Here is a 15,045-nt window from a genome sequence, read left to right as displayed (position 1 = left end):
TTCAGACTTCTCATTGACAAACAGTGAAACAGATGTTATAATAACATCATTATCGATTATGCCGTTATCGTAATTTGGGGAGGTCAACACATGGCCAATAGGGATCACTCCCTGGATGATGGGATCATTCAGGCTGCTTATTCGGAATTTCTTGCTTACGGCTTTCAGAAAGCCTCTCTGCACAAGATCGCCGAAAAAGCCGGTGTTACTACGGGGGCAATCTACACAAGATACAAGAATAAAGACGCGTTGTTTGCCAGTCTGCTTCAGGATTTTTTTGAGACGATGCAGGTTCTCTTTACCCCCGTTGCGGAAGAATACGAAAAAGCAAAGTTCAGCGCACAACCGGAAGATATCCTCCGCGCTATAAACGCCGAGGAACAAGTATATTTTCGGCTCCTGACCGATCACCATGACGACTGCACTTTATTTTTCTGCCGCAGCGATGGCAGCTCCATTGAAACCGTGCTGCATGAACTGATGAACCGTAAAGCGGAACAAACGGTAGAGTTCTTTTCACATATCTATGGAAAAGTGCCAAATGCCGATGCGATACGTCTTTTGATGGGCTCACAGTTCTGGTACTTCCGCCAGCTGCTGGATCAGCATATGGAGGAAGGCAGAATGCTTACCTGCTTACAGACAGTCCTTGATTTCACCAACGCTGGCTGGCGGCAGCTATGCGATACCTTGCAATAAATCCGAAAAGTTGATTCGGACGGTCCATCCGTCCGTTTCTTACGACTGTTGGTTAGAGACGGCTAACTAATAAGAAAAGAGTTTGCGATGATAGATTTTGAATTTGAATTCCAATATGCGGAGGCAAAGCTGCCCATCCTCCGACAGGTCGGCGGCGGCATCCCGGCGGGACGCTGCGTGGTGCTCTGCGGAGGCAGCGGATGCGGAAAATCCACGCTGCTGCGGTGCATCAACGGACTAATCCCACAATTTTACGAGGGAGAGCTGAAGGGCTTCTGCCGCCTGAACGGGCAGGACACCGCCGGGATGCGTATCGGCGAGATCGGTGAGCTGGCAGCATCGGTATTTCAGGATCCGCGAAGTCAGTTTTTTACCGTGAACAGTTCCAATGAAGTGGCCTTCGGTCTTGAAAATCACGGTCTGCCGCAAGATAAAATCCGACGGCGGGTAGATGAGGCCTTCCGGATCTTTCATCTGGAGCGGCTGAAGGATCGCAATGTCTACGAGTTGTCCAGCGGTGAACGGCAGCTCATCTCCATCTTGTCCGCGTGGGCAATGGACACAGATATTTTTCTGCTGGACGAGCCCACGGCCAATCTGGACTTCGCAGCCACGCAGCAGTTAAAAGAGATTCTGCTTGCCCTGAAAAAGCAGGGCAAAACGCTGCTGCTCAGTGAGCATCGACTCTATTATCTTGCGGATATTGCCGATGAATATTGGGTCATGGCAGACGGCGAGATCAAAGGAAAATACACTGCCGCAGAGACAAAGGCGTTCTCGGCGGAGCGGAGACAAACACTTTCTCTGCGCACGCTCGACCTTGCGGAGATCACCGTGCCGGAGAAAGAGCTGCTGCCGAAAACCGCGCCGACGGCGCTTGCCGTCTCAGATGTCCGCTATACATACGGCAGGAAGGCCGGAGATACCCTCTCTGGTGTCAGCTTTTCCGTCCATGAGCATGAGATCGTCGGCCTTGTGGGCGCAAACGGCTGCGGCAAAACGACCATCGGTAAGCTGATCGCAGGGCTTTACCGCCCCTCCGGCGGCAGGATAATGCTTTTCGGAAAGCCGCAAAATCTAAAGCAGCTGCAAAAGCAAGTGCTGTTCATCCTACAGGAGGCGGAGTTCCAGTTCTTCACAGGCTCCGTCTTGCACGAGCTGCAATATGGACACAAGGTTACGCCGAAATTTGAGCAGAAGACGGATGCGCTTCTCAAACGCATGGATATGTGGGACTGCCGCGACCGGCATCCCTTCTCCCTCTCTGGCGGGCAGATGCAGCGTCTGACGCTGATGATGGCGTATTTATCCGACAAGTCAATCGTCATACTGGACGAGCCGACAGCAGGACAGGACGCGGAAAGTCTGGAGCGGTGCGCGGAACTGATCCGGGAGATGCGGAAGGAAAAGACTGTTCTCATCATCACCCACGACCCTGAGCTAATTGCAGGTGCGTGTGACCGCTGCATTGGGCTGTCGGATGGGCATGCAGAAATAGAATTACCCGTTCATTCGGAACGAGATTTGCAAGCAGCCCAGCGATATATGGAGGGCTTTCATCCTTCCGATGCTCCGGCGAATAAACAGCATAAAGAACGATTCCACCCGGCGACGAAGCTGCTTTACTGGCTGGCCCTGCTGGTCGTGATCTCCATGTCCAACAACCACTTAGTTTATGCCGCATATGCGGCACTGATCCTGCTGACCGCAGCGGACGGCTGGTTCGGAACGGCGCTGGCAGGCGGGATGAGCTTTGGGCTGCTGTGGGCGGCAAACGCTCTGCTGCCGGGCACGGTGTTTTCCTTTATGTTAGTGCTGTTCCCGCGCATCATCGCCATCGGCATTTCCATGCGGACGCTGATTGGACGAAATGAAGCCAGCCGCACCCTGGCAGCGCTGCGCAATCTGCACCTGCCGGAGCGATTTATCATGATCGTGGCAGTGATCTTCCGCTTTTTTCCGGTGTTGTCCGGGGATATGAAGCTGCTGCGGCAATCCATCCGCACCCGGGGCGTGTTCACATCGCCGCTTCAGAAACTGCGAGCACTGTCATCCTATATCGAAATACTGACCGTGCCGATGGCTTTGCGCGTTATCCGCATCGCCGAGACGCTGTCTGCCTCCGCCGAAACACGGGGCATCGACTTAACCCGCCGCAAAAGCAACTATCTGTCGCTTCGGTTTTCTGCGTGGGATGTTGTGTTCTGCGTCCTGCTGGCAGCATCGATCGCCGCCGGCCTTATCCTGTGATCGCCGTCTCTGCGATGTTCAACCATATTTCATTCAAAAAGGAGTCTTTACCATGAGTACTGCAAACCCCAATAAACTGAAAGTCAAGGACATCATCACCGTTGTCCTGCTGGCTCTGATCAATGTGGTCATTTTCTTCGCCAGCTCCGTCCTGTACGCAACGCCCATTACCATCATTCTGATGCCGGTATTTTTCGCCCTGCTGGAGGGCATCGTCTACTTCATCATCGGTACGAAGGTGAAAAAGCCCGGTGCGATCCTGATTTACAGTATCGTCCGTGCCATTATGGGCGGATACCTGCCGTACATCATCCTCTTTATTCTCTCCGGTGTCATTGCCGAGCTGCTGCTGTGGAAGATGGGCTACGGCAATGCGAAGGCGCTGACCGTCAGTTATATCATCAATCAGGTGCTGGCCGCATTCGGCAGCACCATCATTCCCTACGCCATCGCAGCCAAGGCTATGGCGGATCAGATGGTCACCGATGGCCGTCAGGACGCCATCCTTGCCGCATCCCAGATGCTGCAGTCCTGGGTGTCTGTGGCGCTGGTGGCCGGCGTGATCGTGGCGGCCTTTATCGGCGCAATGATCGGCAAGCGGATCGTGAAAAAGCATCTTGCTGCGTAATGCAGCCGAAAGGAGTTCACCATGAAAGAAATTGAGCCAAAGCGCTCTGCCGCCTCGTGGCTGGCAGAGCTGGCAAAAGGGCGGTACGGCGAGTACGCTTTGAGCGTCCTTACGGCGCTGCTGGGCGTCGCCTGCTCGCTTATTCCGTATTTCATCATCATCCGGCTTATCACCGCACTGGTAGACGGCACGGCGGAGCTGATGTACTGCCTGACGCTCTGCGCGTGGATGGCGGGCTTCTGGGTGCTGCGCTATTTGCTGCACAGCGTGTCCACCTCGCTTTCCCACCATGCGACGTTCCATGTGCTGGCCAATACCCGCGTCCGGCTGCTGGACAAGCTGGCGACGCTGCCGCTGGGTACGGTGCTGGATCGTTCCTCCGGCTCGTATAAGAACATCATCGTTGAGCGGGTGGATTCCATCGAGACCACCTTGGCCCACTTGCTGCCGGAAATGACTGCCAACATTGTGGGCGCGCTGGCGGTGCTGGTGCTGTTGTTCCTCGAGGACTGGCGCATGGGGCTTTCCATGCTGATCGTCGTGCCGCTGGGCATTATCTGCTTTATGTCCATGTTCAGCGGCTATCACGAGAAGTTTCAGCGCACGGTCACCGCGACAAAGGCGCTGAACGACACGGCTGTGGAATACATCAGCGGCATTGAGGTCATCAAGGCCTTCGGTCAGTCCAAAACCAGCTACGCAAAGTTTGTCTCCGCCGCAAAGGAGGGCGCAGACTGCTTTATTGACTGGATGCGGGGCAGTTTGTTCGGCCAGGTGGCGGGCATGGCGATATTTCCCTCTACGCTGCTGGGCATTCTGCCGGTGGGGTGCATGCTCTATATGCACGGCACACTGCCGGCAGAGACATTCCTGTCGATCATTGTCCTCTCCTTTGGTGTTATGCAGCCGCTGATCACCGCCTTTTCCTACACAGACGACATCGCCCAGGTAACGACCATCATCGGCGAGGTGGCGGAGGTGCTGTCCGGTGAGGATATGCATCGCCCGGAAAGCGCGGAAAAGCTGCCGGCCGATAACGCCATCCAACTGAAGGATGTCCGCTTTGCCTATCACGACAAGGAGATACTGCACGGAATCGATCTGCACATTGCCCCGGGGACAGTCAATGCTCTTGTGGGCCCCTCCGGCAGCGGAAAGTCCACCATCGCCCGGCTTATCGCCTCCCTGTGGGATGTAAAGGACGGAGAAATCGACCTGGGCGGCGTGGACATTCGCACGCTGCCGCTGGCGGAGTGCACGAAGCACATCGCCTATGTGTCGCAGGACAACTACCTCTTTGACCTTTCTGTCATGGACAATATCCGCATGGGCAGAAAGGGTGCGACCGATGCGGAGGTCATTGACGCCGCGAAGAAATGCGGCTGCCACGAGTTCATAATGGGGCTGGAGAACGGCTATCAGACCGTATGCGGTGCATCCGGCGGTCACCTGTCCGGCGGTGAGCGGCAGCGCATCTCCATTGCCCGTGCCATGCTGAAGGACGCGCCGATCGTCATTCTCGACGAGGCAACGTCCTATACAGACCCGGAAAACGAGGCGGTCATCCAGTCGGCACTGGGAAGGCTGGTGCGGGGCAAGACGCTGCTGGTCATTGCCCACCGGCTGTCCACCATTGCGGACGCCGATCAGATCATTGTTGTCAATCAAGGCAAGATCGAAGCGACCGGCACGCAGGCGGAGCTTCTTGCGTCCTGCCCCCTTTATCAAACCATGTGGGAGGCCCACATCAGCGTCAAAGACGACGGGGAGGTGGCGTAATGCTCAAGACACTGAAAAAATTTTTTGCCTTCTGCGGGGTGGACAACCGCAGGCTGTTTATAACATCTATCTGGCTGGGCGTGGTCAGCGCCATTTGCTCCGCCATGCGTATTCCTGCCGCTGCCATCGTCATTCAGGCACTGCTGCAAAAGAATGTCACCGTGGCGACACTCTGGACGAGCCTTGGAATCATCGTCGCTTCTCTGATCGTGACCATCGCCATCAACATGAAGGCCACCATGCTCCAGACCCGTGCGGGCTACCGCGCCTGCGCCAACAAACGCATCGAGATCGCCGAGCACCTGCGCTACCTGCCTATGGGCTGGTTCAATGACAACAGCCTCGGCGAGGTCACGTCCGTCACCACCAACACCATGGAAAACATGGCGAATGTGGCTACCCGCGTCGTCATGGTCACGACCCGCGGCTTTCTGACCTCCGGCATCATCGCAGCGATGATGTTCCTCTTTGACTGGCGCATGGGGCTGATCACACTGACGGGACTGGTGCTGTTCTTTGCCGTCAACGCCGCCATGCAGCGGGCGGAGCAGACCCTTTCCCAGCGGAAGTTCAATGCCGATGAGCGCCTTGTGTCCAAGGTGCTGGAATATGTGCAGGGCATCGCCGAGGTCAAGAATTTCGACCTGACCCACGACTCTGCCACGCAGGTACACGGCGCTGTGGAGGAAGCCCGCAGGGCGTCCTTTGCTATGGAGATCCCGTCGGTGCTCTATATGCTGGGGCAGTTCATCGTCAACAAGCTCACCGGCGTTGCCGTCTGCACCGCCGCTATCGTCTTTTACTTCAGCGGCACCATGGAGCTGACAAACTGCCTTTTGATGCTGATCTGCTCGTTCATCCTCTTTGAGCAGCTGGACAGCGCCGGAAGCTTTTCGGCTTTGTTCCGCTCCATCGACATCGGCGTAGATAAGGCAAGCGCAATTCTGCGCGTAGAACCCATGGACATTGACGGGGAGGAGCTTTCGCCGGAACGGGAGGACATCACCCTGTCCCATGTAGATTTCTCCTATGACAGCAAGCCCATCCTGCACGATGTGTCCCTGACCATCCCGGAGAAAACGACTGTCGCCATCGTCGGTCCCTCTGGCAGCGGCAAGACCACTCTGTGCAATCTCATGGCGCGGTTCTGGGATGTGCAGTCCGGCAGCGTGCGCCTCGGCGGACACGATGTGCGGGAATACAGCTACGACAGCCTCATCCGCAATTTCTCCTTCGTGTTTCAGCGGGTTTATCTGTTCTCGGACACCATTGCCAACAATATCCGCTTCGGCAAGCCCGACGCCTCCATGGAGGAGGTGCAGGCCGCAGCGAAAAAAGCCCGGTGCTACGACTTTATCATGGCGATGCCGGACGGCTTTGAAACTGTTATCGGTGAGGGCGGCGCGACCCTTTCCGGCGGCGAGCGGCAGCGCATCTCCATCGCCCGGGCGATTATGAAGGACGCACCTGTCATCATTCTTGACGAAGCCACAGCCAACGTAGACCCGGAGAACGAAAAGGAGCTGATGGAGGCTGTCTCGGCGCTGACCCACGATAAGACGGTCATCATGATTGCCCACCGGCTGAAAACCGTGCGCCATGCCGACCAAATTTTTGTGGTCGATCACGGTGAGATCGTCCAGCAAGGCACCCACGACGAGCTGGTGGCCGCGGACGGCCTCTACCGCCGTTTTTTAGTGGAGCGCAAGCAGGCTGCCGGGTGGAAGGTCTGACAACTTCTGTCTATAGGATAGAAAAGAACTCGTATCAGCACTTTGCCGATACGAGTTCTTTTACGCTCAGTTTGTTTTCTGACTCCGGTGATGAAGTGATTAGCCGTCGCTCACAGTGTAAGGACATCAGTTTGGGCAGCGGTACGTGTCCGCATATTTGTCATTCCTGTATACGCTTCTTCTCATAAACCGCAGCCGCGATGCACCAGATCACGGTGGCGGTATTGGTACTGCTCTGGCTCATTACGGACATCCATGTGGCTGTCGGCACCTGCATGGCCTGTGCAATATCAGGAACAGCAACCAGCAGAATGTTCCATGTGACCGGATGGAAAGCGAGTATCCATCTGGGATACCGGGTTTTACCGGCAAGCAGCATCACGAAATGGATGCCGAAAACCAATAGCATCGGAACATACATGGGAATGCCCGGTAATATCTGCCGTTTGAGGTGGTATTGCTTCTCCTTGCTTGCATCTGCATTTTCAGCCAGCAGCACACTCAACCGCGCATCAAAAAATGCATTAAGCTCCTTGGCCTGCGAGGGAAAGCACTGTGCCGCAGTCTCCCGAAAATCACGGGATAGATAGGTTTCCTTCATCGTCCTGCCTCCGTCCCAGCTTTCACGAAGCCCTTCTTTTTATACCCGCAGTCGCAGTATGGGCCGCCGGAGGCGAGAGTGTACTGCCGCACAAAGTCGGTCACGCCGCCCGCCTCGCTCATGGTGTAGTCCAGACGGCACAGCGCGGGAGTGAGGTCATATAGCCCCAGCTTTTTCATTAGCACGCAGATGCCGCATTTGGTGAAGCGTCCCTCGTAGCCGCTGCCGTCGGGATATTCGTAAAACTCCATGTTCCACGAATATGGGTTGCGGTCGGCGGCTTTCAAGGTGGCGGTCGCCTTCATGCCGGAAATATCTTTGGGGGTAAACTTGTTTTTTCCGCTCTTGCGGCAAAACCATTTCAGCGGCTTTGTCATCATGGATTTTGCATAATACTCCGTCAGCCGCTCCACATCCGGGCGCTCCGGCATGGAGAGAATAAACGCACCGATCATCGCGCAGTTGACGAGGTTCATCTTGAACCGGTCGCCTTTTTCAAATTCAGGCAGCTCGGAGATGATCTCCCTGTATTTCGGCTTTGCTTTTTTTGTGATGGCTTTTGCCGTATTCGTACCGTAGCCGAACACCGCTGTCAGCTGGTTTCGGAAGGACGGCGCAAACAGCGTCCACATGCCGAAAGGCATTCCGGCGTATTTCATCGTAAGTATCTCCCGGCCTCCGCCTCCAGCGCCTGCCACACGGGATAAGCCGCGCCGTTCTCATCAAAGAACTGCTTGATATCCCGATTCAGGGCGCTCATTTCGTCTATGGCGTTCATGGCGTGGTCGGAGGCACATAGTTTGCCCAGTGAGGTGGCGCACATGAGTTTAAAGAAGCGCAGACAGGCCTTGCGGTACTTTTCGCTCTCAAAGTCTGCATCCGTCTTTGGCAAAATGTCGTGTCCCGCATTGCGTATGGCACGGTAGCCTTCAATATTGGCATCGATCACCCGTCCAAGGTACACCGTATTTCTCCTAAGCTTTTTCAGGTCGCCGTCTGTTTTATAGCAGGCGAAGGCCGCAGGCATCACAAAGGCCGCATGGCAGAGCAGATAGTCCTCCATATTCGGCTCATAGACGACCTTGTATTTGGTACCGCCGAAAATCTCTCCGATCAGTTCCGCATTGGAGACCGCCCCACGCAGCTGCCCAATGGTGATTTTTTTCAGGTCGATAGAAACGACCCGGTCAGGTTCCCGATGCCCGGCAGAGAGCGCAAAGGCAAACAAGACATTTTTCTCCGGCAGTGCCGCCGCCAGCGCTCTTGCCTGCACATTGTTACCCACAAAAACGATGTTCTTCGTCCGGTTCGTTCGTAGCGTGTCCAGAACGGAATCCAACTGTGTATAGCGCAGAACCACAAAAATCACATCGTATGCTGCATCCGGTGCAAGCGTGGTCACCACCGGAATGCGGCTGACCGATGTGCGGAGGGAGAATTGATCCTTGATCCGCAGTCCGTTCTTCCTGATTTCCTCTGCCCAGTTTCCCCGGGCAAGCAGGGTCACATCCTTTCCGGCGTGAAACAGATTCCTTGCCAGATTGCACCCTAAAACACCTGCACCATATACCAGAATTTTCATTGCTTGCCTCCAAATCTGATCTTTACAATCTGCATCTTCATCATTCCGTCACCGACCCTGGCGAGAAAACGGAAAAAGCCGCTGACGGATGGGTCTTTCAAATCGGTGTAGCCCAGCATATAGCCCCGGCTGGAGACCTGCAAACGGCTGTCCCACGCACCGATCTCTTTGGGAGCGTCGGAAACCGCGAAATACGCGCCCACATCCCTGATCTTCGCACTCTTGAGCCATGTTTTTGCAATCATCTTCACCGCCGCCCGATTTGCAGTGTCAAACACTAGCACGCTGCCCGGAAAAGCGTCTGCCATTTGCTGTACCAGCGCCTTGACCTGCTCCGTCAAAAAGTAGTAGAACACCCCGGAGGCAAAGAACACCGCACCGCCCGATGCATCGATTTTTGCAAACCACTCAGTATTATTCAAATCGCAGGGGATATTTTCCTCACGCTCCCCGGCGGGCAAAAGCTCGTTACGCACGGCTATGACATCGGGAAAGTCCAGATTGTAAATTTTACAGCTGCCGTTGTCGCAGCTTCTTCCAGTGCTGTCCAGCCCGCAGCCCAGATTGACCACCGCCGCATTGGGGTGAGATTTCAGATACTCCCGCACCTCAAAAGCAAGGTCATTCTGCCGCATGGCCACCTCCAGTGAACCGAAACGCTGCATCAGGCTGCGGGAGTTTTTCTCCGCCTCTGAAAAATCGTAGTCGATCTCGTCAATCAGGCGAACCGCTGTTTCGTCCCGGTAGAGATTCGGGTATAGTTCTGAGCAGATCTTCCGCGCATACAGCGGAATGATCAGCGTTTCCTGTACGGTGTTTTTCTCGATTTTGTATTTCACGGGTATCACTCACTTTCTGATAAATGGCAGTTCCGGCATACAGTCACGCTTGGCGATGTGTGCCAGCATTTCGGCGAACCCCTTTGGATCGCGAATCTGATATTGCATGTGATCGTATCCCTCAAACACGGGATAATGGCCGCAGGGGTAGGCTTCCATCACTGCTTGACGGTATTTGAAATGATCTTCTATACTGCCAAACTCGAAATAGGTATGTTTTTGCAATTCTTTTGAAAGCGGCGGAAAGGGTTTATCCTCCAGGCTGTCCGAAATCTGCCGCCGCAGATTTGTATAGGTCAGATTTTCGCCTGCGGCTATAAAATACGGCTTTATGGAGTCATCGTCACACCACAAAATCTTTTTCAGTGTGCCGCCCTTTGACCAATACAGGCCCTTGATGGCCAGATACAAAAAAAGTCCTCCACCTGCCGTATTTCGTCCAGCTTGCTGACATATTTCTGCCCCTCGCAGTAAACGGTGGAGGTGGGCAGAATGCAGAAATACCGATCCTGCAAATATTTCACAACCGGTTCGCTGCTTGCGCCTGTCACGCCCATAGCATGAAAGAACAGCACGGCAGGATGATTCCTGTCGCCATATGTTTGAAACAGCATTTCTATCGCCTCAGCTTTCCATAAAAAGCATCATAATCGCCGCCAGTGCTGCCGAAATGACCGCCATACCAATTGTGCCGAACAGCCACTTTTTGCCCTTATCCTTGGCTGTAATGTAGGGTTTCAGGTCTTCTGTTCCCGGAATTTCCCATGCGTTCGTATGTCCTACCCAATAGCCGTCAACCCAAAATCGGTCTATGAGATTCATAACGGACAGTATGACCAGCAGCTGCCAGAAGCCCGCAAGAAAACCCCGCGCGCCGTTCACCGCATAGACGCACACCAGCACATAGGCAATATAGCCGGGAACGCAGATGGCTTTGAACAGCAGGGCGTTTCGCTTGATTTTCGCGTGTGTTGTAAGTCCCAGCGTTACGCACCGCTCCTGCACCTCCTGGCTGTAAAGATGCACCATGTCCACCGCGCCCTTGCGGATACCGATGGCGCAAACCAAAATGAGCAGAACGCCAAGTCCTATGCCTTCTAAAATCACCTGTAAAATCATCATTTACTTCCTTATCCCAGCGCCACATCCAGCACCATCATCACGCTGAAGCCTACCGCAAAGAACACCGTTCCAAGATTCGAGTGCCGCCCCTGCGACATTTCCGGAATCAACTCCTCTACCACCACATAGAGCATGGCGCCCGCTGCAAAACTCAGCAGATACGGCAGTGCCGGGATCACAAGCTGCGCCGCGAGAAGCGTCAGCACCGCGCCGATAGGCTCGACAACGCCGGAAAGCACACCGCCGAGAAACGCTCGGCCCTTGCGTTCCCCCTCCGCCCGGAGCGGCATGGAGATGATCGCGCCCTCGGGAAAATTCTGAATGGCTATGCCAAGGGACAGGACAAGTGCGCTTGCCGCCGTAATTTGCGTATTTCCCGAAAGGAAGCCTGCATACACCACGCCGACTGCCATTCCCTCCGGGATGTTATGTAAGGTAACAGCCAGCACCATCATGGTGGTGCGCCCGAGCTTGCTTTTCGGACCCTCGGCCTGTTCACTTCCCACATGAAGATGGGGAATCAAACGGTCAAGCAGGAGCAAAAACAGCACGCCGCTCCAAAAGCCGATAAAGGCGGGGAGAAAGGACAGCTTCCCCATATCCTCCGACTGCTCAATGGCGGGGATCAGCAAGCTCCAGATGGATGCTGCCACCATCACACCGGCGGCAAAACCCGCAAGGGAGCGCTGCACCAGATCGCCAAGGGATTTTTTCATAAAGAACACGCAGGCCGAGCCCAGTGTTGTACCCAAGAAAGGGATCATGATTCCGATAAAGGTTTTCATTTGTCTCACCGCCTTTGCATTGCGTTTTTATTTGTTTCTTCTGAAGCCCGCCTCATCCCGATATTCGGGATGTTCCTTTAAGTATGGGTCTTTATCGCCGCAGATGGTATAATCGCATCGGCAGCCATCCACGCAGGTAGTCGTCCGCACCAGCCTTGCGTGGAGCAGCTCCATAGATGCGTAGTCCACATTGCACAAGGCGGGCATAATATCCGTAAGACCGTGCTTGATAGCAAACTCCGCTGCCGGGCACGCCGTAAATTCATAATAAATAGGCTTGTCGGTTTCATAAGGCGCAATCGACATCTCGTAATCGTGCCATTTATCGCAGCCGCTTTTCGCACGAACAAACGCCTTGTACATCAGCTTCCTCCAGAACGGCTTGTTGCAATCCACAAATTTCAGCTTGCGGAAAGTCGGAAGAATCAGTTTTTCCTCCATCTCTTCGATCTCACGGAACAATGTGACGGCTTTGCAGACCGCGTAATAGCTCATAATGGCGATGCAGTCGTAGGTGCCGCCTACGCCGTTGTGGAAGTTCCGCTTGCCGCCCAAATCGGTACGCCAGTCGGAGAGAAATTCCGCATACCGCCGCTGCACTTTTTCCCAAACCGCCTCCCGCTCTACTGCAGGATAGTGCAGAGCGATCTTCGCCCGTATCTCCTTCTTGCAGGGGCGGGAATACAGCACATGGCATTTGCGGTCGAATAGGAGCTTCTTGTCTTTCATCTGTTTGTTTTCGTCCTTGCTTTCTGTTTTGCGCACGAAATCGTTTAGTCCGCTTTTCGGCAGACAAACCATGCCATGCTTTTCAGGTTTCCCATGTCCACATCCGTATACATTCCATCCAGCCGTGCTTTCAGACTGGAAACCGTCTCATAGGGCGGCGTGAAGAATCCCGCCTTTTCATAAACGTGCCGGACAAACCAATCCGTCCGCTTGTGCTCGCCCTTCACATAAAAGCAGCCGCAGAATGTCCCGCCGGGTCTCAAGACCCGGAAAATCTCCCGATAAGCTGCCTCCTTGTCCGGGAAAGCGTGAAAGCCGTTCAGCGACAGAACAATGTCAAAAGAGCCGTCTGCATAGGGAAGCGCACCCACATCGCCCTGCTGAAAGGTTATGTTGTTCAGATTCAGTCGGTTCGCTTTTTCCTGCGCCTGCCCCATCATATCCGCCGAGTAATCGAGGCAAGTGATGTCCGCCTCCGGCATAGTCTGATAAACCGGCATGGTCAGAATCCCTGTTCCCACCGGCACTTCCAGCAGCTTGCCGGAGAAATGCTCCGGAATACCGGACATTGCCTTTTCCAGATAGGCGTCGTTTTCTGCCTTGTTCATTGCCCACACCAAGCGGCACACCGCTTTCCCGCTCAGGGTGGAGCAGGTGATCATGCCGTCATAAAAACTGTTTCCGCCCGTCATTCGGTACGCACCGCGAATGGCTTCTTTTCGTTCCATGGCCTTCCCTCCGTGTTTCAATCATCACGCGCCCGTTTCCAGTCTCATCTCTTCAAAAAATCCACGATCTTTGCGAAGTCCTCCTTCGCTTCCTGAAAGATCGGCAGCATACAGTAGCAATGCACCATCTTCGGGCGGGCGGACACCGTATAGGGGACATTTGCCCGTTTGCAGGCTTCCTCAAAGTCCGGCAATGCGCCGTAGAGCACCTCGTCGGCAGAATAGAAGAAGTGAATATCGCCTACGCCGGTAAAATCTCCCCGTGAGCCGGAGAGCATATAGTCCGGCACATTCTCGCAGCCATGCCGCATGAACTTTTCCACCGTCACCATAAAGGCATAGTCGATGGAAACGTCCCGTTTATTGAGTGCCTGCATCCGCGCCCTTTCCGCATCGTTCCACGGCACCTCGCCGGGGGATACGGCGACAATGTGCCTCGGTTGCGGCAGTGGCTCTGGCTGGGCGTTGTTATGCGCCGCAATGCCAAGCGCCAGCGCACCGCCGGAGGAAAAGCCGCAGGTACTGACATTTCCGCCGCCGTACAGCGTAATCATTTTTCGATAACATTCGTACACCATCGCGTAGGTTTCAGTAATGCAGTGTTCCATGCAGAGCGGGTAAAACGGAAACCACACATCACAGCCGGTCTCGCGGCAGAGCTTGCGCATCACAGGAAGGTCGCCCTTATCGGGGCCGATCACCATGCCGCCGCCAAAGAAATAGAGAATTGCGCGCTCGGACGGCTTCGGATGCTCTCGCACGATCAGGCAGGGAAAGCCGTTCACTGTGATCGTCTCATAATGTGCTTTGTGGTCGGTGGGCGTAAAAACGCCACGATGCTGGTTCTGCTTTTCAATTTCCTTTCGCAGTGCATCCTCCGGCAAGGCGAACGCCTTTTTCGCGCCGGAGAGCTTGTATACGCTGCGTAAGATAGATGCAAAGATACTCATGATTTAGCCCCCTCATTTCCGCGCCGTGATGCACAGCCAGCTTTTCTTTTTGCGTATCTGCACATCGTGAAAGCCCGCCTGCTCCAGATACGTCTTCAGCTCGGCATCCTTGTAGATGGTCATGCCGCCGATGATTTCCGTCCACTTCTTGTCCTTGTCCGTATCGCCGTTGCTTTCGTTGCAGATGAGTAATGTCCCGCCGGGCTTCAGCACCCGGTAAACCTCCCGGAAGCACTGCGGCAGATCGGGCCAGAAATAGACGGTTTCAAAGGCCGTTACCGCATCGAACCAGTCGCCTGCAAAGATCATATTCGCCACGCTGCCTTGCAGAACGGTGCAGCGGCCCACCGCTATGGCGGCCTCGTTGACCTTTTTGGATTTCTCCACACTGACGGGGGAATAGTCAATGCCCTTGACAATACCCTCCGGGCATTTTTTCAGAAGTCTCTTGATGTTCGCCCCTCCGCCGCAGCCGCAGTCCAGCACCTTGGCGTCCAGAGTAAGCTCCAAAAAGTGAAGTCCCCACCGTGCCACAGGACTGTGCCCCAGGTTCATCATGGCGACCATGATTTTCCCGCCAAGCCCCACAGGCTTTCTGGTGTTCTCAAAAAATGACATCT

17 protein-coding genes are annotated in these 15,045 nt (G+C 54.7%); 5 read left to right on the top strand and 12 right to left on the bottom strand.

Annotated features, from left to right (window positions below):
• The first annotated feature begins 90 nt into the window (after nt 1-90).
• The 5 genes from ABGT54_RS12010 (at nt 91) to ABGT54_RS11990 (ending at nt 7,089) form a co-directional block, all read left to right on the top strand.
• Nucleotides 91-699 (top strand): TetR/AcrR family transcriptional regulator, encoded by a 609-nt coding sequence (locus ABGT54_RS12010; RefSeq protein ID WP_346664284.1) that lies wholly within the window; start codon nt 91-93, stop codon nt 697-699.
• A gap of 87 nt (nt 700-786) precedes the next feature.
• Nucleotides 787-2,949 (top strand): ATP-binding cassette domain-containing protein, encoded by a 2,163-nt coding sequence (locus tag ABGT54_RS12005; RefSeq protein ID WP_346664283.1) that lies wholly within the window; start codon nt 787-789, stop codon nt 2,947-2,949.
• Between the two features lie 52 nt (nt 2,950-3,001).
• Nucleotides 3,002-3,577 carry an MptD family putative ECF transporter S component gene (locus tag ABGT54_RS12000; RefSeq protein WP_281844892.1) on the top strand — a complete coding sequence of 192 codons (576 nt, stop codon included), beginning with the start codon at nt 3,002-3,004 and terminating at the stop codon, nt 3,575-3,577.
• A 21-nt stretch (nt 3,578-3,598) separates the two neighbouring features.
• Complete coding sequence (locus ABGT54_RS11995; protein ID WP_346664282.1) at nt 3,599-5,356, top strand: ABC transporter ATP-binding protein; 1,758 nt, start codon at nt 3,599-3,601, stop codon at nt 5,354-5,356.
• Nucleotides 5,356-7,089: an ABC transporter ATP-binding protein gene (locus ABGT54_RS11990; protein WP_346664281.1), complete on the top strand. Its 1,734-nt coding sequence runs from the start codon at nt 5,356-5,358 to the stop codon at nt 7,087-7,089. The genes ABGT54_RS11995 and ABGT54_RS11990 overlap by 1 nt, the downstream gene beginning before the upstream one ends.
• Before the next feature lie 160 nt (nt 7,090-7,249).
• Here the strand turns inward: ABGT54_RS11990 and ABGT54_RS11985 are convergent, their stop codons facing one another.
• From ABGT54_RS11985 to ABGT54_RS11930, 12 genes are read right to left on the bottom strand one after another with little or no spacing between them, the layout of a single operon-like run.
• Nucleotides 7,250-7,690: a hypothetical protein gene (locus tag ABGT54_RS11985; RefSeq protein ID WP_346664280.1), complete on the bottom strand. Its 441-nt coding sequence runs from the start codon at nt 7,688-7,690 to the stop codon at nt 7,250-7,252.
• Nucleotides 7,687-8,349 (bottom strand): L-2-amino-thiazoline-4-carboxylic acid hydrolase, encoded by a 663-nt coding sequence (locus ABGT54_RS11980; RefSeq protein ID WP_281844904.1) that lies wholly within the window; start codon nt 8,347-8,349, stop codon nt 7,687-7,689. The genes ABGT54_RS11985 and ABGT54_RS11980 overlap by 4 nt, the downstream gene beginning before the upstream one ends.
• Complete coding sequence (locus ABGT54_RS11975; RefSeq protein WP_281844906.1) at nt 8,346-9,272, bottom strand: 2-dehydropantoate 2-reductase N-terminal domain-containing protein; 927 nt, start codon at nt 9,270-9,272, stop codon at nt 8,346-8,348. Before ABGT54_RS11975 ends, ABGT54_RS11980 begins: the two co-directional genes overlap by 4 nt.
• Nucleotides 9,269-10,111: a class I SAM-dependent methyltransferase gene (locus ABGT54_RS11970; RefSeq protein WP_346664279.1), complete on the bottom strand. Its 843-nt coding sequence runs from the start codon at nt 10,109-10,111 to the stop codon at nt 9,269-9,271. Before ABGT54_RS11970 ends, ABGT54_RS11975 begins: the two co-directional genes overlap by 4 nt.
• 9 nt (nt 10,112-10,120) lie before the next feature.
• Nucleotides 10,121-10,522 carry a hypothetical protein gene (locus ABGT54_RS11965; protein WP_346664278.1) on the bottom strand — a complete coding sequence of 134 codons (402 nt, stop codon included), beginning with the start codon at nt 10,520-10,522 and terminating at the stop codon, nt 10,121-10,123.
• Nucleotides 10,474-10,725 (bottom strand): hypothetical protein, encoded by a 252-nt coding sequence (locus tag ABGT54_RS11960; protein WP_346664277.1) that lies wholly within the window; start codon nt 10,723-10,725, stop codon nt 10,474-10,476. Before ABGT54_RS11960 ends, ABGT54_RS11965 begins: the two co-directional genes overlap by 49 nt.
• 10 nt (nt 10,726-10,735) lie before the next feature.
• Nucleotides 10,736-11,233, bottom strand: coding sequence for a hypothetical protein (locus ABGT54_RS11955; RefSeq protein WP_281844913.1), 498 nt, complete (start codon nt 11,231-11,233; stop codon nt 10,736-10,738).
• 8 nt (nt 11,234-11,241) lie between these two features.
• The gene (locus tag ABGT54_RS11950) at nt 11,242-12,018 is read right to left on the bottom strand and encodes a ZIP family metal transporter (RefSeq protein ID WP_281844915.1); all 777 of its coding nucleotides are present in this window, start codon (nt 12,016-12,018) and stop codon (nt 11,242-11,244) included.
• Between the two features lie 27 nt (nt 12,019-12,045).
• On the bottom strand, nt 12,046-12,747 hold the full coding sequence (locus ABGT54_RS11945; RefSeq protein WP_281844925.1) for an L-2-amino-thiazoline-4-carboxylic acid hydrolase: 702 nt from the start codon (nt 12,745-12,747) through the stop codon (nt 12,046-12,048).
• A 44-nt stretch (nt 12,748-12,791) separates the two neighbouring features.
• Nucleotides 12,792-13,475, bottom strand: coding sequence for a class I SAM-dependent methyltransferase (locus ABGT54_RS11940; RefSeq protein WP_346664276.1), 684 nt, complete (start codon nt 13,473-13,475; stop codon nt 12,792-12,794).
• 44 nt (nt 13,476-13,519) lie between these two features.
• Nucleotides 13,520-14,425, bottom strand: coding sequence for an alpha/beta hydrolase (locus ABGT54_RS11935; RefSeq protein ID WP_072524335.1), 906 nt, complete (start codon nt 14,423-14,425; stop codon nt 13,520-13,522).
• Nucleotides 14,426-14,437: 12 nt separating this feature from the next.
• The gene (locus ABGT54_RS11930; protein ID WP_346664275.1) at nt 14,438-15,043 is read right to left on the bottom strand and encodes a class I SAM-dependent methyltransferase; all 606 of its coding nucleotides are present in this window, start codon (nt 15,041-15,043) and stop codon (nt 14,438-14,440) included.
• Nucleotides 15,044-15,045 lie beyond the last annotated feature (2 nt).

Origin of the sequence: uncultured Merdimonas sp. (assembly GCF_963929015.1) — a bacterium.
In the GTDB taxonomy this organism is placed as follows: domain Bacteria; phylum Bacillota; class Clostridia; order Lachnospirales; family Lachnospiraceae; genus Merdimonas.
This window is presented reverse-complemented; position numbering and strand designations above follow the sequence as displayed.